We start from the raw sequence: 19019 nt of genomic DNA on the forward strand, positions 1-19019 counted from the left end.
ACCCTCTCCCCTCACTCGGGACGCCAGCGTACGGGCGTCAAGGGCGAGTTGCTCCGGGATCCCCGAGCCCGGCCCCGAGCCCGACCGCGATCCCGTCCAGCAGCCGCCGCAGCCCGAACTCGAAGAGCTCGTCCAGCCGCAGGTCGTACCCGCCCACGGCCTCCAGCTCCCCGATCACCTTGGTGAACGCCGGATAGCGGCCGGACGCCGCCAGCGCCGCGAAGTCGGCCGCCTGGTGGTCCATCCACTCGTCGCCCGTGAGGCCCGTGGCCGCCTCGGCCCGGCGCTCGCCCTCCAGGTGGACCGCGATGCCCACGACATAGCTGTACAGCAGGACGTGCAGGTCGAAGCGAGCCCGTACGTCGAGGCCGAGCTCGTCCAGGGCGGCCAGCAGCCAGTCGCCGTACGCGAGCAGATTGGGAACCGCCAACGGGCGGGTGACGGGCCCGAGATGGGCCAGCCAGGGGTGCTTGCGGTAGAGGGACCACAGGGTGCGCGCGGCCAGTTCGACCCGCGCGCGCCAGCCCTCCGGCGGGTCGTCGGGGAACGACGCCTCGCCGAACGCCGCGTCGGCCATGAGCAGGACGAGGGCGTCCTTGCCGTCGACGTAGCGGTACGGCGACATCGTCGCCACCCCCAGCTTCGCGGCGACACCGCGCATGGACAGGGCTCCCAGCCCCTCCTCGTCCGCGATCCCGACGGCGGCGCGGACGATGCGCTCGCGCGTGAGGTCGCGGTCGGCGGCGGGCGCGTCCGGCGCCGGGGCGGCGGCCCGCCGCGCGGCCGGCTCGCGCGGGGCGACGACGCTGCCGACCCGGGGGCGGGCCTGGATCAGCCCTTCCTGCTGGAGCGTGGTGAGCGCCCGCGCGGCGGTGGCCAGGGCGACGCCCCAGTCCTGGGCGATGCGGCGGGTCGAGGGGACGCGGTCGCCGGGGGCGAGGTCGCCGGCGGCGATGCGGCGCCGGATGTCGTCGGCGATGCGCTGGTAGGGCGGCGCGGTCACGGTTCCTCCTTGAACACCCTGTACTAGAACAGAAGCTAGCACGAGGCCTGCCGGAAGAAGCCTTGGCAAGGCTGTACGTACGTTGTACATTCAGAGCAGTACAGCACGTACACCGTACGAAACGGGGGGACTCCCATGACCACCACTGTTCTCGTCTCCGGCGGCGGCCTCGCCGGCCCCGCCCTCGCCCACTGGCTGCGCCGGCACGGCTTCGCACCCACGGTCGTCGAGCGCGCTCCCGCCCTCCGCCCCGGCGGCCAGGCGGTCGACGTCCGCGGCGTCGCCCTGGACGTCGTCGACCGGATGGGCCTGCTGGAGAAGGTGCGCGGCGCCCGCACCCGGCTGCGGGGCATGTCCGTCCTCGACGGGGAGGGCAACGAGGTCCACCGCAGCACGGAGGCGGTCCTCAGCAGCGGCCGGCTCGACAGCGACGACGTCGAGATCCTGCGCGAGGACCTGGTGCGGTTCCTGTACGAACTGACCGCCGACGGCGTCGAGTACGTCCACGACGACTCGATCACCGCCCTGGAGGAGACCGGCTCCGGCGTCCGCGTCGCCTTCGAGCGCGGCCCGGACCGCGAGTTCGACCTGGTGATCGGCGCGGACGGGCTCTACTCGAACGTGCGCCGCCTGGTGTTCGGCCCGCACCGGGACTTCCTGCACCATCTCGACGCCCACCTCGCGGTGTTCACCGCCGACAACTTCCTGGAGCTGACGGACTGGGAGGTGTACCTCAAGGACGGCGGGAGCGCGTACGTCGTCTACCCGGCGCGCGAGAACCGGGAGTTGCGTGTCACCTTCGGCTTCGAGTCCGGCCCGCTCGACCTCGACCACCGCGACACGGAAGCCCAGCGGCGCCTCGTCGCCGAGCGGATGGAACGCTGCGGCTGGCAGACGGCGCCGATGCTCAAGGCGCTCGCGGACGCGGAGGACTTCCACTTCTCCGCCATGGCCCAGGTGCGGATGGACCACTGGTCCCGGGGCCGGGTCGCCCTGCTCGGCGACGCGGGCTACTGCGGCTCGCCGCTGACCGGCCAGGGCACGAGCCTGGCACTGGTGGGCGCGTACGTCCTGGCGGAGGAACTGGCCCGGGCGGACGGGGACCATGTGGCGGGCTTCGCGGGATACGAGCGGCGGATGCGGCCGTTCGTCACGCTCAACCAGGCGCTGGCGACGGAGAACCCGGGGGCACCGGCGTCGGAGGAGTCGATGGAGCGGGCGAAGTGGGCGATCGGGCTGGACGGGTGAGGGGGTGGAGGGTGGAGGGTGCGCCCCGGCCAGGGCGGGGCAGGGGCAGACCCCCCACCAGAGGCGCACCCTCACCCCTCCGCGATCACCACCGCCGACGCCACCCCCGCGTCATGGCTGAGCGACACATGCCACGACCGCACCCCCAGCCGCTCCGCACACGCCGCCACCGTGCCGGTCACCACCAGCCCCGGGCGCCCGTTCTCCCCGGTCACCACCTCCGCGTCCGTCCACAGCAGCCCGGGCGGCGCGCCCAGCGCCTTCGCCAGGGCCTCCTTGGCGGCGAACCGGGCCGCCAGCGAGGCGGCGCCCCGCCGCTCCCCGCTCGGCAGGTGCAACTCCCGGTGCAGGAACAGCCGTTCCGCCATCTGCGGCGTCCGCCGCAGCGCCGCGTCGAAGCGCTCGATCTCCGCGACGTCGATACCGACCCCGACGATCATTCGACGGTCACCGACTTCGCCAGGTTGCGCGGCTGGTCGACCTCGTTGCCCCGGGCCGTGGCCAGCTCGCACGCGAAGACCTGCAACGGCACGGTGGCGACCAGGGGTTGGAGCAGCACGGGGGTGGCGGGGATCTCGATCAGGTGGTCCGCGTACGGCCGGACCGCCTCGTCGCCCCGCTCGGCGATCACGATCGTCCGGGCGCCCCGCGCCCGGATCTCCTGGATGTTGGAGACGATCTTGTCGTGCAGGACCGACCTCCCGCGCGGCGACGGCACGACGACCACCACCGGCAGATCCTGCTCGACCAGCGCGATCGGCCCGTGCTTGAGCTCGCCCGCCGCGAAGCCCTCGGCGTGCATGTACGCCAGCTCCTTGAGTTTGAGCGCGCCCTCCAGGGCGACGGGATAGCCGACGTGCCGGCCCAGGAACAGCACGGTCCCGGCGCCGGCGAGCGAACGCGCCAGCTCCCGCACGGGCTCCATGGTCCCCAGCACCTCCTCCACCTGGGTGCCGATCCCGTCCAGCTCGCGGATCACCGCCCCGACCTCGTCGCCCCACTTGGTGCCGCGCACCTGCCCCAGGTAGAGGGCGACCAGATAGCAGGCCACCAGCTGCGTCAGGAACGCCTTGGTCGAGGCGACGGCGACCTCGGGCCCGGCGTGCGTGTACAGCACGGCGTCCGACTCCCGGGGAATCGTCGAGCCGTTCGTGTTGCAGATGGCGAGCACCTTCGCGCCCTGCTCCCGCGCGTGCCGCAGCGCCATCAGCGTGTCCATCGTCTCGCCGGACTGCGAGATGGCGATCACCAGCGTCCGCTGGTCCAGGATCGGGTCCCGGTAGCGGAACTCGCTGGCCAGCTCGGTCTCGCAGGGGATCCGGGTCCAGTGCTCGATCGCATACTTGGCGATCATCCCCGCGTGGTACGCCGTGCCGCAGGCCACGATGACGACCTTGTCGACCTCCCGCAGCACGGACGCCGGGATGCGGACCTCGTCCAGCGTCAGCTGCCCGGCGGCGTCGATGCGGCCGAGCAGGGTGTCCGCGACGGCCTTGGGCTGCTCGGCGATCTCCTTGAGCATGAAGGAGGCGTAGCCGCCCTTCTCGGCGGCGGAGGCGTCCCAGTCGACGTGGTACGTCCGCACCTCCGCCGGGGCGCCGTCGAAGTCCGTGACGGTCACCCCTTCCCGGCGCAGCTCGACGACCTGGTCCTGGCCGAGTTCGACGGCCTCGCGGGTGTGCGCGATGAAGGCGGCGACGTCGGAGGCGAGGAACGCCTCGCCGTCGCCGAGGCCGACCACCAGCGGGGAGTTGCGACGGGCCCCGACGACCACGTCGGGGTCGTCGGCGTGCACCGCGACGAGCGTGAAGGCGCCCTCCAGCCGGCGGCACACCTGCCGCATGGCCTCGGCCAGGTCGCCGCAGGAGGAGAAGGACTCGGACAGCAGATGGGAGACGACCTCGGTGTCCGTCTCGGAGACGAGGACGTGCCCGCGCTCCGCGAGCTCGGCGCGCAGGGCGGCGAAGTTCTCGATGATGCCGTTGTGGACGACGGCGACCCGGCCCGGATTGTCCAGGTGCGGATGGGCGTTGACGTCGTTGGGGGCACCGTGCGTGGCCCATCGCGTGTGGCCGATGCCGGTCGGGCCGGACGGCAGCGGCCGGCCGGCGAGCTCCTTCTCCAGGTTGGCGAGCTTGCCCGCCTTCTTCGCGGCGGCGAGCCCGCCGTCGGCCAGCACCGCGACCCCGGACGAGTCGTAGCCGCGGTACTCCAGCCGCCGCAGCCCGGCCAATACGACATCGAGGGCGGACTGCCCTCCCACATAGCCAACGATTCCGCACATGGAGTGCAGCGTACGGCCCCCGGCTCACCGCCGAGGGCTCAACGCCCGCGCTCGATGCGGTCGATGGCGTCCTGGACGAGCTCCAGGTACTCGACCTCCTCGCAGCGCGGCTTGCTGCCCAGGTGGTACTGGTCGAGGCAGTCGCCGAGGTCCTGGCCCAGGTCCTCGTCGGGCAGGTCGTCGCCCAGCTCGGCGAGGACGTCGTCCGCGGTGCACCCCACGGAGGCGTCGTACGTCACGGAGCCGTCGCGCGGCCGCGCCAGGTGCAGGACGGTCTTCCTGATGAGCCTGAGGACGAGCCGGAGTACGAACACGGGGGGTTCCTCGCAGGGTGCCGGGCTGCCGAAGGCTGGGACCGTATTCCCGACCCGCGAGTAGGTACAGGGTTCCGGCGAGAACTTCACCCTCGCGCGTCGACGGCCCCCACAGCTGCCCTACGGGTGCCCTACTCCCACCCCGCAAACCCCGCCGAAACCCTCCAACCCCACACCCCGCAGTGACCCCACCACGGCTCCCGCGCACAATGGGCCCCGTGCCCACCACCTCAGAGCCGTCGCAGCAACGACGCCGCGCAGACTCCTCGCCCTTCGTCGACCTGACCCGGTCCGAGTGGAGCGCGCTCCGCGAGAACACCCCCCTGTCGCTGACGGCGGAGGAGGTCGAGCGCCTGCGGGGCCTCGGCGACGTCATCGACCTGGACGAGGTCCGGGACGTCTACCTGCCGCTCTCCCGGCTGCTCAACCTCTACGCGGTCGCCACGGGGCAGCTGCGCGGCGCGCTGAACACCTTCCTGGGCGAGAAGGGGGCCCAGCGGGGCACTCCATTCGTCATCGGCGTCGCGGGCAGCGTGGCGGTCGGCAAGTCGACCACGGCCCGGCTGCTGCGCGCCCTGCTGGCCCGCTGGCCCGAGCACCCGCGCGTCGAGCTGGTCACCACGGACGGCTTCCTGCTGCCCAACGCCGAGCTGCACCGGCGGGGCCTGATGTCCCGCAAGGGCTTCCCCGAGTCGTACGACCGGCGGGCGCTCACCCGCTTCGTCGCGGACGTGAAGGCCGGCAAGGACGAGGTCTCGGCGCCGGTCTACTCGCACCTGATCTACGACATCGTGCCGGACGAGCGGCTGACCGTGCACCGCCCGGACATCCTGATCATCGAGGGCCTCAATGTCCTCCAGCCGGCCCTGCCCGGCGGGGACGGCCGCACACGGGTGGGCCTGGCGGACTTCTTCGACTTCAGCATCTATGTGGACGCGCGGGCCGAGGACATCGAGCGCTGGTACTACGCGCGCTTCCGCAAGCTGCGCGCGACGGCCTTCCAGGACCCCGACTCCTACTTCCGCCGCTACACCCAGGTCTCGGAGGAGGAGGCACTGGACTTCGCGCGCCGCAACTGGCGCACGATCAACAAGCCCAACCTCCTGGAGAACGTGGCCCCCACGAGGGGCCGCTCCAACCTGATCCTGCGAAAGGGCCCGGACCACAAGGTGCAGCGGCTTTCGCTGCGCAAACTGTGACGTCGCGCGCGCCGTCCTCAAGCGCCGGAGGGCAATTCAGCCCGTCCGGCGCTTGAGGACCTCGCGGCGAAGCCGCGATGCCCCGCGCGGGAGCGCAGGAAACGGTGAAATGGGGGTGCCCCCTCTGAGGGAGGGGCGGGGAGAAAACCCCTTGAGGGACGAACCCCCTTACCCCAGCGCCGACTTCACGACATCGGCCAGCCGCTGAGCAACAGCCCGAGCCTGCTCGATGTCGGCCGCCTCGACCATGACACGAACGAGCGGCTCGGTACCCGAGGACCGAAGCAACACCCGCCCCGTCGCCCCCAGTTCCCGCTCCGCGTCCGTGACCACCTCCGCCAGCTCCTGCGAGGAGCCGACCCGCGACTTGTCCACGTCGCGCACATTGATGAGCACCTGCGGCAGCCGCTCCATGACGCCCGCCAGCTCCCGCAGCGGCCGCCCCGTCGCGGCGACGCGCGCGGCCAGCATCAGGCCGGTCAGCGTGCCGTCGCCCGTCGTCGCGTGGTCGAGCACGATCACATGCCCGGACTGCTCGCCGCCGAGGGCGAAGCCGTTCGCCTTCATCTCCTCCAGGACGTACCGGTCACCGACCGCCGTCTGGACGAGCGAGACGCCCTCCCGCTCCATGGCGAGCTTGAAGCCGAGGTTGGACATGACGGTGGCCACCACGGTGTTCTTCCGCAGCGACCCCGCCTCGCGCATCGCGAGCGCCAGCACGGCGAGGATCTGGTCGCCGTCGACCTCCGCACCGGTCGCGTCCACCGCGAGGCAGCGGTCCGCGTCCCCGTCGTGGGCGACGCCCAGGTCGGCGCCGTGCTCGACGACCGCGGCACGCAGCTTGTCCAGATGCGTGGAGCCGCACTCGTGGTTGATGTTGAGCCCGTCCGGCTCGGTCCCGATGGTGACGACCTCGGCACCGGCCCGCGAGAACGCCTCCGGCGAGACCCGGGACGCGGCCCCGTGCGCGCCGTCGATGACGACCTTCAGCCCGTCCAGGCGGTTCGGCAGCACGCCGATCAGGTGGGCGACATAGTTGTCGAAACCCTGGTCGTAGTCGCGTACGCGCCCGACGCCGGCGCCCGTCGGCCGCTCCCAGGGCTCGCCCGTGGCGTGCGCCCGGTACGTCCGCTCGATGCGGTCCTCCAGCTCGTCGGCGAGCTTGTGCCCGCCCCGGGCGAAGAACTTGATGCCGTTGTCGGGCATCGCGTTGTGGCTGGCGGAGAGCATCACGCCGAGGTCGGCGCCGAGCGCGCCGGTCAGATAGGCGACGGCCGGGGTGGGCAGCACGCCGACCCGCAGCACGTCCACGCCGGCGCTGGCCAGGCCCGCCACCACGGCGGCCTCCAGGAACTCCCCGGACGCCCGCGGATCGCGGCCCACCACCGCCACCGGGCGATGGCCCTCGAACGTACCCGCCTCGGCGAGCACATGCGCCGCCGCGACCGACAGGCCGAGCGCCAGCTCGGCCGTGAGGTCGGCGTTGGCGACGCCGCGCACACCGTCCGTACCGAAGAGTCGTCCCACTGGTGTCCTCCGAAAAACGCGGGAGTTCGGGGCCCGGGGGAGCCCCCTTGTGCATAGAGGTGTCGAGCTGCTGGAGGTTTCGGTTCCCGGTCGGGGGTTTTGCCTCCAGGTATACGCCCCAATACGCCCCGGGGCGCGGGCGCCGATGCGCAGGCGCCCGCACGCGGGCGCCCGGCCGCCAATAGCCGAACGCCCCGGCGGCACGATCCGTGCCGCCGGGGCGTTCGAGCAGTAGCAGCGAACCGCCGGATTAGCGCTTGCTGTACTGCGGGGCCTTGCGGGCCTTCTTGAGACCGGCCTTCTTGCGCTCGACCGCACGGTCGTCGCGCTTGAGGAAGCCGGCCTTCTTCAGGGCGCCGCGGTTGTTGTCCACGTCCGCCTCGTTCAGCGCGCGGGCCACGCCCAGGCGCAGGGCGCCGGCCTGGCCGGAGACGCCGCCACCCGCGATGCGGGCGATGACGTCGTAGCGGCCGTCGAGCTCGAGCACCTTGAAGGGCTCGTTGACTTCCTGCTGGTGCACCTTGTTCGGGAAGTAGTCCTCGAGGGTGCGACCGTTGATCTTCCACTTGCCGGAGCCCGGAACGATCCGGACGCGGGCGATGGCGTTCTTGCGACGGCCCAGGCCGGCGGCCGGCTGCGGGTCGCCGAAGCGGGACGCGAGGGACTCGGAGGTGTACTCCGACTCGACGACCTCGGTCTCGGTGGTGTACTCCTCGACGGCCTCGTCTTCGATGACGGGGGTCTCGGCGGTGGTCTCAGCCACGATTCTCCTCAGACTTTCTGGTTCGGCGGTGGCCGGGACTTAGCCCTGCTTGACCTGGGTGATCTCGAACGGAGCGGGCTGCTGGGCGGCGTGCGGGTGCTGGTCGCCCGAGTAGACCTTCAGCTTCGAGAGCATCTGACGGCCGAGGGAGTTCTTGGGCAGCATGCCCTTGATGGCCTTCTCGACAGCCTTCTCGGGGTTCTTGTCGAGCAGCTCGTCGTAACGGACGGAGCGCAGACCGCCCGGGAAGCCGGAGTGGCGGTAGGCCATCTTCTGGGTCTTCTTGTTGCCGGACAGGTGCACCTTGTCGGCGTTGATGATGACGACGAAGTCACCCATGTCCATGTGCGGCGCGTACACGGGCTTGTGCTTGCCGCGGAGCAGGGAGGCGGCCTGGGAGGCCAGACGGCCCAGGACGACGTCCTGCGCGTCGATGATGTGCCACTGGCGCGTGACATCGCCGGGCTTGGGGCTGTACGTACGCACGGTCGTAGCCTTCGCTTCTTCAGTGAATTGGGTCCTGACACGGTCCGTACCGGACGATCACACAACCTTGGCCGCACAACGGGGACGCAACCCGCGCACGGACCGCCGGCGATCAGACCTGACGGACAAGCGTAAGGGCCCCTCGCGTGAGAACGACCAAGCCAATACGCATAACGAACTCGTAGAGTACCGGGCGGGCACTGCCGGGGTCAAAACACATGGTCCCACCGGGGCCGGGCGGGGGCCAGCCGACCAAACAGCCCGTCCGGCGTTTGAGGACTTCGCCCGAAGGGCGAATGGGGTCCGGGGTCTCCCCGGAAGAAACGGTGAAAGGGCGGGCCAGGGGCAGACTCCCCCTACCTCCGCCGCACCACCCGCTTCTCGTCCCACACCGGCTCCCCCGCTTCCCGCACCACCCCGTCCGACCCGAAGACCAGGAAGCGATCGAACGAACGCGCGAACCAGCGGTCGTGCGTCACCGCCAGCACCGTCCCCTCATACGCCTCCAGTCCCTCCTGGAGCGCCTCGGCGCTCTCCAGGTCCAGGTTGTCCGTGGGTTCGTCGAGCAGCAGGGCCGTCGTGCCGGCCAGCTCCAGCAGCAGGATCTGGAAGCGCGCCTGCTGCCCGCCGGAGAGCCGGTCGAAGGGCTGGTCGCCCTGGCGCTCCAGCTCGTAGCGGCGCAGCGCGGACATCGCCCCGCCCCGGTCCTTGGCGTGCTCCGTCCACAGGATGTCGACGAGGGTGCGGCCCAGCAGCTCGGGGTGGGCGTGCGTCTGGGCGAAGTGCCCGGGCACGACCCGCGCCCCCAGCTTCCACGCGCCCGTGTGCGCCACGTCCTCCCCGGCCAGCAGCCGCAGGAAGTGCGACTTCCCCGAGCCGTTGGACCCGAGCACGGCCACCCGCTCCCCGTAGAAGACCTCCAGGTCGAACGGCCTCATCAGCCCGGTCAGCTCCAGCCCCTGGCAGGTCACGGCCCTCAGGCCGGTGCGCCCGCCGCGCAGCCGCATCCGGATGTCCTGCTCGCGCGGCGGCTCCTGCGGCGGCCCGGCCTCCTCGAACTTCCGCAGCCGGGTCTGCGCGGCCTGGTAGCGGGAGGCCATGCCGTCGTTGTACGCCGCCTTCTGCTTGAGCGTGAGCACCAGCTTCCTCAGCTGGGCGTGCTGCTCGTCCCACCGCCGCCGCAGCTCCTCGAAGCGGGCGAAGCGCTCCTTCCGCGCCGCGTGGTACGTGGCGAAGCCACCGCCGTGCACCCACACATCGCTCCCCGCGGGCCCCGGCTCGACGCTGATGATCTTCTCCGCGGCCCGGGCCAGCAGCTCCCGGTCGTGGGAGACGAACAGCACCGTCTTCGCCGTCTCCCGCAGCCGCTCCTCCAGCCAGCGCTTGCCGGGGACGTCGAGGTAGTTGTCCGGCTCGTCGAGCAGCAGCACCTCGTCCGTGCCGCGCAGCAGGGACTCCAGCACCAGCCGCTTCTGTTCGCCCCCGGAGAGGGTGCGCACCTGCCGCCACTGCGCCTTCTCGTACGGGACGCCGAGCGCGGCCATCGTGCACATGTCCCAGACGGTCTCGGCCTCGTACCCCCGCGCCTCGGCCCAGTCGGAGAGCGCCTGCGCGTACTCCATCTGCGCGGCCTCGTCGTCCCGCTCCATGATCGCGAGCTCGGCCCGGTCGACCGCCCCCGCGGCCTCCCGGATGCGCGGCGGCGCCACGGACACCAGCAGGTCCCGCACCGTCCGCCCGTCCCGCACGGACCCGACGAACTGCGGCATCACCCCGAGCCCGCCGCTGACCGTGACCGACCCCCCGTGCGGCTGGAGCTCCCCCGCGATCAGCCGCAGCAGCGTCGTCTTCCCGGCCCCGTTGGCCCCGACCAGCGCGATCGCGGCGCCCTCGCCGACCCGGAAGGAGACGTCCCCGAGCAACGGCCGCCCGTCGGGCAGGAAGTACTCGAGGTGGCCGGCTTCCACATGTCCCATGCCTCCGCATTCTGGCGCCTGCCGGGGCCCGGACCAACCGGATTACGATGCGCCCCATGAGTTTTGGGCAGGGGGACCCGCAGGGACAGCGCCCGTGGGGGCCGCCGCAGGGGCCGGGGAACACCCCGGACTGGGCGGCGCTGGCGGACGACACGGCGGCCCGCGGACGGCGGCGCCGGCTGCTGCTGATCGGCGGGGGCGTGCTGGCCGCCGCCGGTGTGGCGGCGATCGTGGCGACGGCGATCGTGGCCAGCGACAAGGGCGGCGACGGGCCGAAGAAGCAGGCCGCCGCCGGGCCCACGGCGAGCGGAACGCCCGCCGCCGCCGAACCCACCTTCGCCCCGGTCGCCCCGCCCTCCCCGCTGGACCCGCGCGACTTCATATCCGACAAGGGCAAGGACACCGCCCCGCTGACCCCGGCCACGCTCTTCCCCGAGGCCAAACCGTCGGTCGCGGGCCGGGCGTACGAGCGGACCGCCACCTCGTCCGGCACGGACTGCGCGGAGGTGACACAGGGCGGCCTCGGCTCCGTCCTCGCGGAGAACGGCTGCCGCCAGGTCCTGCGGGCCACCTATGTGCGCGACGGCGTGGCCGTCACCGTCGGCGTCGCCGTCTTCGACAACAAGGCCGCGGCGGACCGGGCCAAGGACCGGTCCACGGGCAACATCGCCGCCCTGACCGGCGGGAAGAGCCCCGACTTCTGCCGGGCGACGGCTTGCCGGCTGACCGCCAACGCCGAGGGCCGCTACGCCTACTTCACCGTCGCGGGCTACACCGGCAACAAGCCTGTGACCAGTGACGACACCAAGGCGCTGACCGCCGGGCGGGACATCTCGACATACGCCTTCGGACGGGTCCTGACCCGCGGACGGGCGGCGGCAGCGGCCGCGGCGGCGACGCCCCGCTAGCCCGTCGGACACCCCCTAGCCCTCCTCGGTACCGGCTCCCTCCGCGTCGTCCCCGTCCTCGCCCGTCCCGCCCCGCTGGACCGCGACGGCCTTGCGGACCTGGGCCGAGACCAGCCGGTCGGGGATCTGCACGCGCTCGGGGTCGCCCAGACCGGTGGCGAAGAACATCGACAGCACATCACCCGTACGGACCACGGTGATCAGGCTGGGCGCCTCCTCCACCGCGTTCGACAGCCGGAAGGCCGCCGCCTCGTCGCCCAGCTTCGGCGCGGCCACGGTCTCCACGGCGTCGAACACCTGGGACTCGCCCTCGCCGGTGCGCATCCGGAAGCCGCCCGTGCAGGCCCCCGCCGCGTCGCGCAGCCGCCGGAAGACGGCCGCGGCCTCGCCGGGCCGGTACTCGGAGACCCGGATGGTGCCGAGCAGACCCTCCAGATCGTCGTCCTCCCCCGCCCCCGCGAAGGTGCTGACCACCGAGCCCAGCGGCTTGGGGTCCGGCTCGGAGCCCAGCGCGTTGGCCAGCGGCAGGCACGCCGGCTGGTCGCTGCCCGGGGTGCCGCGGCCGGCCGTGCCCGGCGGGGCCTCCTCGATCACCAGGCCCGGGACCTCGGTCTTCTCCAGCTCGGCGCGTCTGAGGCGGCCGGTGGGCCCGTCCTCGTCGGCCTTCTTCGGTCCGACGGCCCCGGCGGCTCCGGCGGCCTCTTCGGGCGCCCGCCCGCCGGCGCTCCCGCTCGCGCTCTTGCCGTCGCCCTCGTGGCCCGTCCGGCCGCCTCCGCAGCCGAGCGTCAGTCCCAGCACCACGGCCACGGAGACCGCAGCCGTCACTCTCGCCTTCACTCCCCCAGCCTCCCAGTCCCACGGGGCCGGTCCGCCCGCGCCACACCGGCGCATCCGCGGTGCCGTCCCACCCCTCCCCCGGTCGAAAGACCGCCCGGCACCGGCGTGCCGACGGCCCCTCCCCGCAGTATCGACAGAGCAGTCATATTTCGCATGCGGATTCGAAACCGGGTACCCCACAACCACCCCCGCGTGATGCAGGCCACAATGTAGGCTGCGCGGGCAACCGAAACCCCTGCCAGCAGCTCTAACCGATACGAAACGGCCGCCTTCAGCACGGAGCGGACCGGCAGGGGACGGACCCCACACCCAGGCCAGGGGGAAGGACGGACGCGACGCCGGCATCAGCGGGCCGCGCACACACCGCCATGAAGATCTCTTTCCTGTTGCAGAACGCCTACGGCATCGGCGGCACCATCCGCTCCACCTTCAACGTCGCCGGCGCGCTCGCCGCCCGGCACGACGTGGAGATCGTGTCGATCATCCGGACCGGCAAAGCCCCCCGCCTGCCCCTGCACCCCAAGGTCAAGCTGGTCAATCTGATCGACAACCGCCCCGAGGAGGGCACCGACCGGGAAGACCCGCTGCTCGCGCAGGACAGCGCCTACATCCCGCCCAAGGAGGCCAAGGGCGCCCACTTCAGCGCCCTGACCGACCAGCGCGTCGCCGAGCACCTCGCCCAGACCGACGCCGACGTCGTGGTCGCCACCCGCCCCGGCCTGGTGATGTACCTCGCCGGCTTCGGCCAGGAGGGCAGCTACCTCAAGGTCGGCCAGGAACACCGGATCTACGGCACCCACGAGCCCGGCATCCGTGCCGCCCAGGACCGTGCCATCCCCTTCCTGGACGCCCACACCACCGTCTCCGAGGCGGACGCCCGCACCCACCGCGAGCAGTTCCCCGACGTCAAGACAAAGATCATCTGCATCCCCAACGGCTGCCCGCCCTCCGAGGTCGAGCCCGCCGACCCGGCCACCAAGCTCGTCGTCGCCGCCGGCCGCCTCATCCCGGTCAAGCGCTACGACCTGCTCGTCGCCGCCTGGGCCACCGTCCACGCCACGCGCCCCGACTGGAAGCTGCGCATCTACGGCCGCGGCCCCGAGCTCGCCAAGCTCCGCGCCCAGGTGGAGAAGCTCGGCCTCGTCGAGACGATCACCCTCATGGGCGCCCACTCGCCCATCGAGACCGAGTGGGCCAAGGGCTCCATCGCCGCCGTCACCTCCCGCGAGGAGTCCTTCGGCATGACGATCGTGGAGGCCATGAACTGCGGCGTCCCCGTCGTCGCCACCGACTGCCCGCACGGTCCCGGCGAGATCATCTCCGACGGCAAGGACGGCCTCCTCGTCCCCGTCGGCGACAGCGAGGGCATCGCCCGGGGCCTGCTGAAGCTGATCGAGGACGACGAGCTCCGCCGCTCCATGGGCGCCGCCGCCAAGATCTCGTCCCAGCGCTACGCCCCCGAGGCCATCGCCGACGCCTACGAGGACCTGATCCGCAGCCTCGGCGTGGACACCACCCCGGCGTCGGCCGCCTCCGCCCCGGAGAAGGCCGCGCCCTCCCGCACCCTGCGCAGCACGATCGGCAGGATGATCCGCCCGCTGCGCGCCAAGCCGGTCGCCCAGCCGGCCCGCAAGCCGGTCACGGAGGCGCTCAAGGAGATCGTCCGCCGGCCGCTGAAGGCCACCGCCTCCACCCGGGTGAACGCCGCCGGCGACCTCGTCGTCTCGGTCGACCCCCAGGGCCTCTCCGGCGACGACCTCTCGCTGACGGTGACCCGCCGCAAGGAGGGCAAGCCGATCGCCGTCCCGCTGGCCACCCCGGCCACCCCCGGCGCCCCCTACACCGCCGTCCTGGAGCGCGAGAAGCTGCGCCTCGGCGAGGGCCGCTGGGACTTCCACGTCGTCCGCGACGAGGACAAGGCCCGCCGCCGCGTCGTCTCCCATCTGGCCGAGGGCAAGGGCCTGTTGGACCTGGAGCCGCTGCCGGGCGCCCCGTTCACCTGGGCCATCGCCTACCCGACCGTGGACGGCTTCCTGGCCCTGCGCGCCTGGCACCGCCCGGCCCACGCCGAGGCCGTGACGATCCGTCAGGCCGAGACGTCGTTCACCGTCGAAGGCACCCTGTACGGCACGGAGTTCACCGAGGACACCAAGCCGTTCGTCATCGGCACCCCGCGCGCCGAGACCGCCGCCGACATCTCGGCCGAGGTCACCGTCGTGGACCCGACGACCTTCCGCTTCACGCTGCGCAACTCCCAGCTGAAGGCCGCGCGCGGCGACGAGGGCGCCATCTGGGACCTGGCCCTGCGGCTGGCCGGCGACGCCGAGCCGGTGCGGATCGGCCGGATCGTCGGCGACATCGTCGACCGGAACAAGACCGACATCTACCCGGTCGTCGGCGGCGTCAAGCCGTACCTCACCGTCAACAGCGACCTGGCCGTCAGCTGCCCCGCACCCGAGGGCAGCTGACGCCGCGTCGGCCCTGAGCCCGCGTCAGCAGCAGCCGGCTCCCGGGAGCGTCCGCTTGTTGCGGGCCTCCCGGTTGCGGGCGGCCAGCTCGGAGTCGTCCGGGTAGCCGACCTCCTCCAGGGTGAGCCCGTGCGGCCGCACCACGTGCACCGCCGAGTCCCGCACCCCGGCCGCCAGCACCTTCCCCGGCCACTCCACCGGCCGGTGCCCGTCGCCGACGAACAGCAGCGCGCCCACCAGCGAACGCACCATGTTGTGGCAGAAGGCGTCCGCGCGCACGGTCGCGGTGATGATCCCGTCCGCGTCCCGCTCCCAACTCAGCTGCTGGAGCGTACGGATGGTCGTCGCGCCCTCGCGCTTCTTGCAGTACGCGGCGAAGTCGTGCTCGCCGACCAGCCGCTGTGCCGCCGCGTTCATCTTCTCCACGTCCAACGGCCAGTCGTGCCACAGGACATGACCGCGCAACAGCGGATCGACACCGCCCGGGTGGTCCACGACCCGGTACGCGTAGCGCCGCCAGATCGCCGAGAAGCGGGCGTTGAACCCGGCCGGCGCCTCGGCCGCCCGCCACACCCGGACGTCGTGCGACAACCGGCCGGCCAGCCGCCGCAGCAACTTGTCCTCGTGCTCGGCCCACACCTCGGCGGGCAGATCGACGTGCGCGACCTGGCCCCGGGCATGCACCCCGGCGTCCGTACGGCCGGCGACCGTCAGCTCGTACGTCTCCTTGGACCGCGTCACGGTCCGGATCGCGTCCTCCAGCTCGCCCTGCACCGTCCGCTGGCCCTCGCGCTGCTTGGCCCAGCCGGAGAAGTCCTTGCCGTCGTACGACAGGTCCAGCCGCACCCGCACGAAACCGGGCGCCACCTCGTCACTCACCGAGAGTTCCTCTCACAGAAATGCGGGACGGGCCCGCCCCCGGAAGGGGCGGGCCCGTCACTGACACGCATCAGCGGTGTCAGGCGTCCTTCGACTCCTCGGCCGGAGCCTCGGCGGCAGCCTCGGACTCCTTGACCGCACGCTTGGTGGCGGCCTCGGCCTCGGCAACGGTCGCCTTCTTGGCGATCTCGCCCTCGACCAGCTCGATCACGGCCATGGGAGCGTTGTCGCCACGGCGGTTACCGATCTTGGTGATGCGGGTGTAGCCACCCGGACGCTCGGCGAAGCGCGGAGCGATCTCGGTGAAGAGCACGTGCACGACGCTCTTGTCCGTGATCGTCTGCAGCACCTGGCGACGGTTGTGGATGTCGCCCTTCTTCGCCTTGGTGATCAGGCGCTCGGCGACCGGACGCAGGCGGCGAGCCTTGGCCTCGGTCGTCGTGATGCGGCCGTGCTCGAAGAGCGAGCGGGCGAGGTTCGCCAGCATCAGCTTCTCGTGCGCGGCACCGCCGCCCAGACGGGCACCCTTGGTGGGACGCGGCATGGTGTTTCTCCTAAGTGTCTGCCCCGGCCGTATCAGGTACCGGAGTCAGTATCCGAGCGAGCGGTTGCCCGTCGGAGATCCGGACTGCCCCGAAGGGGCGAGTCCGGAAGGGGCGCGGGGCGGTGTCGACTATGCGACTCCGTCGCGGTGCGCGATCAAGCACAGCGCACCCGCACCCGAAGTACGGACCGGATGGCCCGAGCTCTTAGTACTGCTCGGTCTCGACGAAACCCGCATCCGCGTCGTCGTCGGCGCCAAAGGCGTCGGCGGCAGCGGTGGGGTCGAAGCCGGGGGGCGAGTCCTTCAGCGCCAGACCCATACCGGCCAGCTTCGCCTTGACCTCGTCGATCGACTTCGCACCGAAGTTGCGGATGTCGAGCAGGTCGGCCTCGGAGCGGGCGACGAGCTCACCCACGGAGTGGATGCCCTCGCGCTTGAGGCAGTTGTACGACCGAACGGTGAGCTCGAGCTCCTCGATCGGCAGCGCCAGGTCGGCGGCCAGGGCGGCGTCCGTCGGGGACGGACCCATGTCGATGCCCTCGGCGTCGATGTTCAGCTCACGCGCGAGACCGAACAGCTCGACCAGCGTCTTGCCGGCGGACGCCATGGCGTCGCGCGGCCGCATGGCCTGCTTGGTCTCGACGTCGACGATCAGCTTGTCGAAGTCGGTGCGCTGCTCGACACGGGTCGCCTCGACCTTGTAGGTGACCTTGAGAACCGGCGAGTAGATGGAGTCGACCGGGATACGGCCGATCTCCTGGCCCACCTGCTTGTTCTGGACGGCGGAGACGTAGCCGCGACCGCGCTCGACGGTCAGCTCCATCTCCAGCTTGCCCTTGGCGTTCAGGGTCGCCAGGACCAGGTCGGGGTTGTGCACCTCGACACCGGCCGGCGGGGCGATGTCCGCGGCGGTGACCAGACCCGGGCCCTGCTTGCGCAGGTACATCACGACCGGCTCGTCGTGCTCCGAGGAGACGACCAGCTGCTTGATGTTGAGGATCAGGTCGGTGACGTCCTCCTTGACGCCCGGCACGGTGGTGAACTCGTGCAGGACACCGTCGATGCGGATGGACGTGACCGCCGCACCCGGGATCGAGGAGAGGAGCGTACGGCGCAGGGAGTTGCCGAGGGTGTAGCCGAAGCCCGGCTCCAGCGGCTCGATGACGAACCGGGAACGGAACTCGTCCACGACCTCTTCGGTCAGGGAGGGACGCTGAGCGATCAGCATGCGTTCAATCCTTCAGTCATGGACACCCACTATTTGATGTCCTGAACTCTTACAAGGGTACGGGCGGTACGGCTCCGAAGAGCCGTACCGCCCAGACCCTCAAGGCAACCGCGAAGCGGTCGGCGCGTCAGACGCGCCGGGTCCGCTTCGGAAGCGCGTCAGACGCGGCGACGCTTCGGCGGACGGCAGCCGTTGTGCGGGGTGGGGGTGACGTCCTGGATCGAACCGACCTCGAGGCCCGTGGCCTGGAGGGAACGGATCGCGGTCTCGCGGCCGGAGCCCGGACCCTTGACGAAGACGTCAACCTTGCGCATGCCGTGCTCCTGCGCGCGACGCGCGGCCGACTCGGCGGCCATCTGCGCGGCGAACGGGGTGGACTTGCGCGAGCCCTTGAAGCCGACGTGGCCGGCGGAGGCCCAGGAGATCACGTTGCCCGTGGGGTCGGTGATCGAAACGATGGTGTTGTTGAACGTGCTCTTGATGTGCGCGTGGCCGTGAGCGACGTTCTTCTTTTCCTTGCGGCGCACCTTCTTGGCAGCGCCCTGACGACCCTTGGGGGGCATCTCTTATCTCCTACGGGAGGTGGTCGGTCCTACAGCGAAGACCGCTGACGAGCGTCCGCTGAGGACTACTTCTTGCCCGGCTTCTTCTTGCCGGCGATGGCGCGACGCGGGCCCTTGCGGGTACGGGCGTTCGTGCTGGTGCGCTGGCCGTGGACGGGCAGGCCACGACGGTGACGGAGGCCCTGGTAGCAGCCGATCTCAACCTTGCGGCGGATGTCGGCCTGGATCTCGCGACGGAGGTCACCCTCGGTCTTGATGTTGGCGTCCACGTGCTCGCGGATCTTGACCAGGTCCTCCTCGGACAGGTCACGAACGCGGGTGTTCGGGTTCACACCGGTGGCGGCGAGGGTCTCCTTCGCCAGGGTGCGGCCGATGCCGAAGACGTAGGTGAGTGCGACCTCCACACGCTTTTCGCGCGGGATGTCAACACCGGAAACGCGTGCCATTGACTGGCTCCAGATGTTCGTCGGAGGTCTTCCACAGAACCACTCCCGACGGCCGGCCTCTTATGTCTCAAAGATTTGGTACCGAGCGGGTCCCCGGCCTCCGAGCCGAGGGTGTCGCCCTCCATCACAGAGAGGGACGGGTCCTGCGTATGTACATATTGCTCGCGTCGCGCGAAGGAACTGCGGAGTGCAGGTCCTGCGTCAGCCCTGGCGCTGCTTGTGGCGCAGGTTGTCGCAGATGACCATGACCCGGCCGTGGCGGCGGATCACCTTGCACTTGTCGCAGATCTTCTTGACGCTCGGCTTGACCTTCATGGGTGTGAGGTTCTCCGGGTCAGTGCCATCA

The 19019-nt window shown here is 71.4% G+C and carries 19 protein-coding genes; 4 read left to right on the plus strand and 15 right to left on the minus strand.

Going from position 1 to position 19019, the window contains the following annotated elements; genetic code table 11:
* Positions 1–37 precede the first annotated feature (37 nt).
* Complete coding sequence (locus tag AB8735_RS17290; protein WP_372408314.1) at positions 38–1003, minus strand: TetR/AcrR family transcriptional regulator C-terminal domain-containing protein; 966 nt, start codon at positions 1001–1003, stop codon at positions 38–40.
* 135 nt (positions 1004–1138) lie between these two features.
* Between AB8735_RS17290 and AB8735_RS17295 the strand changes: the two genes are divergently transcribed.
* Entirely contained in the window at positions 1139–2251 is a 1113-nt protein-coding gene (locus AB8735_RS17295; protein ID WP_344030969.1) for an FAD-dependent monooxygenase, read from the plus strand.
* Positions 2252–2322: 71 nt separating this feature from the next.
* On the opposite strand, the gene AB8735_RS17300 is transcribed toward AB8735_RS17295, so the two are convergent.
* The 3 genes from AB8735_RS17300 to AB8735_RS17310 are packed head-to-tail and all read right to left on the minus strand — an operon-like array spanning position 2323 to position 4849.
* On the minus strand, positions 2323–2691 hold the full coding sequence (locus AB8735_RS17300) for a holo-ACP synthase (RefSeq protein WP_344030971.1): 369 nt from the start codon (positions 2689–2691) through the stop codon (positions 2323–2325).
* Positions 2688–4535: a glutamine--fructose-6-phosphate transaminase (isomerizing) gene (gene glmS, locus AB8735_RS17305; RefSeq protein WP_372408315.1), complete on the minus strand. Its 1848-nt coding sequence runs from the start codon at positions 4533–4535 to the stop codon at positions 2688–2690. Before glmS ends, AB8735_RS17300 begins: the two co-directional genes overlap by 4 nt.
* 38 nt (positions 4536–4573) lie before the next feature.
* A complete protein-coding gene (locus tag AB8735_RS17310; RefSeq protein ID WP_344030975.1) occupies positions 4574–4849 on the minus strand; it encodes a hypothetical protein in 276 nt (91 codons plus the stop codon).
* A gap of 209 nt (positions 4850–5058) precedes the next feature.
* On the opposite strand from AB8735_RS17310, the gene coaA reads away from it, so the two are divergent.
* Positions 5059–6048, plus strand: a complete 990-nt coding sequence (coaA, locus tag AB8735_RS17315; RefSeq protein ID WP_344030977.1) for a type I pantothenate kinase — start codon at positions 5059–5061, stop codon at positions 6046–6048.
* Between the two features lie 168 nt (positions 6049–6216).
* On the opposite strand, the gene glmM is transcribed toward coaA, so the two are convergent.
* The 4 genes from glmM to AB8735_RS17335 form a co-directional block, all read right to left on the minus strand.
* Entirely contained in the window at positions 6217–7575 is a 1359-nt protein-coding gene (glmM, locus tag AB8735_RS17320) for a phosphoglucosamine mutase (RefSeq protein ID WP_372408316.1), read from the minus strand.
* A 250-nt stretch (positions 7576–7825) separates the two neighbouring features.
* Positions 7826–8338 carry a 30S ribosomal protein S9 gene (gene rpsI / locus AB8735_RS17325; RefSeq protein WP_344030981.1) on the minus strand — a complete coding sequence of 171 codons (513 nt, stop codon included), beginning with the start codon at positions 8336–8338 and terminating at the stop codon, positions 7826–7828.
* Positions 8339–8377: 39 nt separating this feature from the next.
* A complete protein-coding gene (gene rplM / locus AB8735_RS17330) occupies positions 8378–8824 on the minus strand; it encodes a 50S ribosomal protein L13 (protein ID WP_344030983.1) in 447 nt (148 codons plus the stop codon).
* Positions 8825–9180: 356 nt separating this feature from the next.
* Positions 9181–10800, minus strand: coding sequence for an ATP-binding cassette domain-containing protein (locus tag AB8735_RS17335; RefSeq protein ID WP_344030985.1), 1620 nt, complete (start codon positions 10798–10800; stop codon positions 9181–9183).
* A gap of 56 nt (positions 10801–10856) precedes the next feature.
* On the opposite strand from AB8735_RS17335, the gene AB8735_RS17340 reads away from it, so the two are divergent.
* Positions 10857–11708, plus strand: a complete 852-nt coding sequence (locus AB8735_RS17340; protein ID WP_372408317.1) for a hypothetical protein — start codon at positions 10857–10859, stop codon at positions 11706–11708.
* Positions 11709–11723: 15 nt separating this feature from the next.
* Here AB8735_RS17340 and AB8735_RS17345 read toward each other — a convergent pair whose 3' ends face one another.
* The gene (locus AB8735_RS17345; RefSeq protein ID WP_372408318.1) at positions 11724–12533 is read right to left on the minus strand and encodes a hypothetical protein; all 810 of its coding nucleotides are present in this window, start codon (positions 12531–12533) and stop codon (positions 11724–11726) included.
* Between the two features lie 380 nt (positions 12534–12913).
* On the opposite strand from AB8735_RS17345, the gene AB8735_RS17350 reads away from it, so the two are divergent.
* Positions 12914–15013, plus strand: coding sequence for a glycosyltransferase family 4 protein (locus AB8735_RS17350; RefSeq protein WP_372408319.1), 2100 nt, complete (start codon positions 12914–12916; stop codon positions 15011–15013).
* Positions 15014–15037: 24 nt separating this feature from the next.
* Here the strand turns inward: AB8735_RS17350 and truA are convergent, their stop codons facing one another.
* The 6 genes from truA to rpmJ all read right to left on the minus strand — a co-directional run bounded on the left by truA (position 15038) and on the right by rpmJ (position 18988).
* Positions 15038–15892 carry a tRNA pseudouridine(38-40) synthase TruA gene (truA, locus tag AB8735_RS17355; RefSeq protein ID WP_372408320.1) on the minus strand — a complete coding sequence of 285 codons (855 nt, stop codon included), beginning with the start codon at positions 15890–15892 and terminating at the stop codon, positions 15038–15040.
* Positions 15893–15971: 79 nt separating this feature from the next.
* Positions 15972–16436, minus strand: a complete 465-nt coding sequence (rplQ, locus tag AB8735_RS17360) for a 50S ribosomal protein L17 (RefSeq protein ID WP_344030995.1) — start codon at positions 16434–16436, stop codon at positions 15972–15974.
* Positions 16437–16641: 205 nt separating this feature from the next.
* A complete protein-coding gene (locus AB8735_RS17365) occupies positions 16642–17664 on the minus strand; it encodes a DNA-directed RNA polymerase subunit alpha (protein ID WP_004946635.1) in 1023 nt (340 codons plus the stop codon).
* A gap of 158 nt (positions 17665–17822) precedes the next feature.
* Entirely contained in the window at positions 17823–18227 is a 405-nt protein-coding gene (rpsK, locus tag AB8735_RS17370; protein ID WP_003948617.1) for a 30S ribosomal protein S11, read from the minus strand.
* Positions 18228–18292: 65 nt separating this feature from the next.
* Complete coding sequence (gene rpsM / locus AB8735_RS17375) at positions 18293–18673, minus strand: 30S ribosomal protein S13 (protein ID WP_344030998.1); 381 nt, start codon at positions 18671–18673, stop codon at positions 18293–18295.
* Between the two features lie 201 nt (positions 18674–18874).
* Positions 18875–18988 carry a 50S ribosomal protein L36 gene (rpmJ, locus tag AB8735_RS17380; protein ID WP_003956441.1) on the minus strand — a complete coding sequence of 38 codons (114 nt, stop codon included), beginning with the start codon at positions 18986–18988 and terminating at the stop codon, positions 18875–18877.
* Positions 18989–19019: the final 31 nt, after the last annotated feature.

Origin of the sequence: Streptomyces luteireticuli (assembly GCF_041519305.1) — a bacterium.
GTDB classification, from domain to species: domain Bacteria; phylum Actinomycetota; class Actinomycetes; order Streptomycetales; family Streptomycetaceae; genus Streptomyces; species Streptomyces luteireticuli.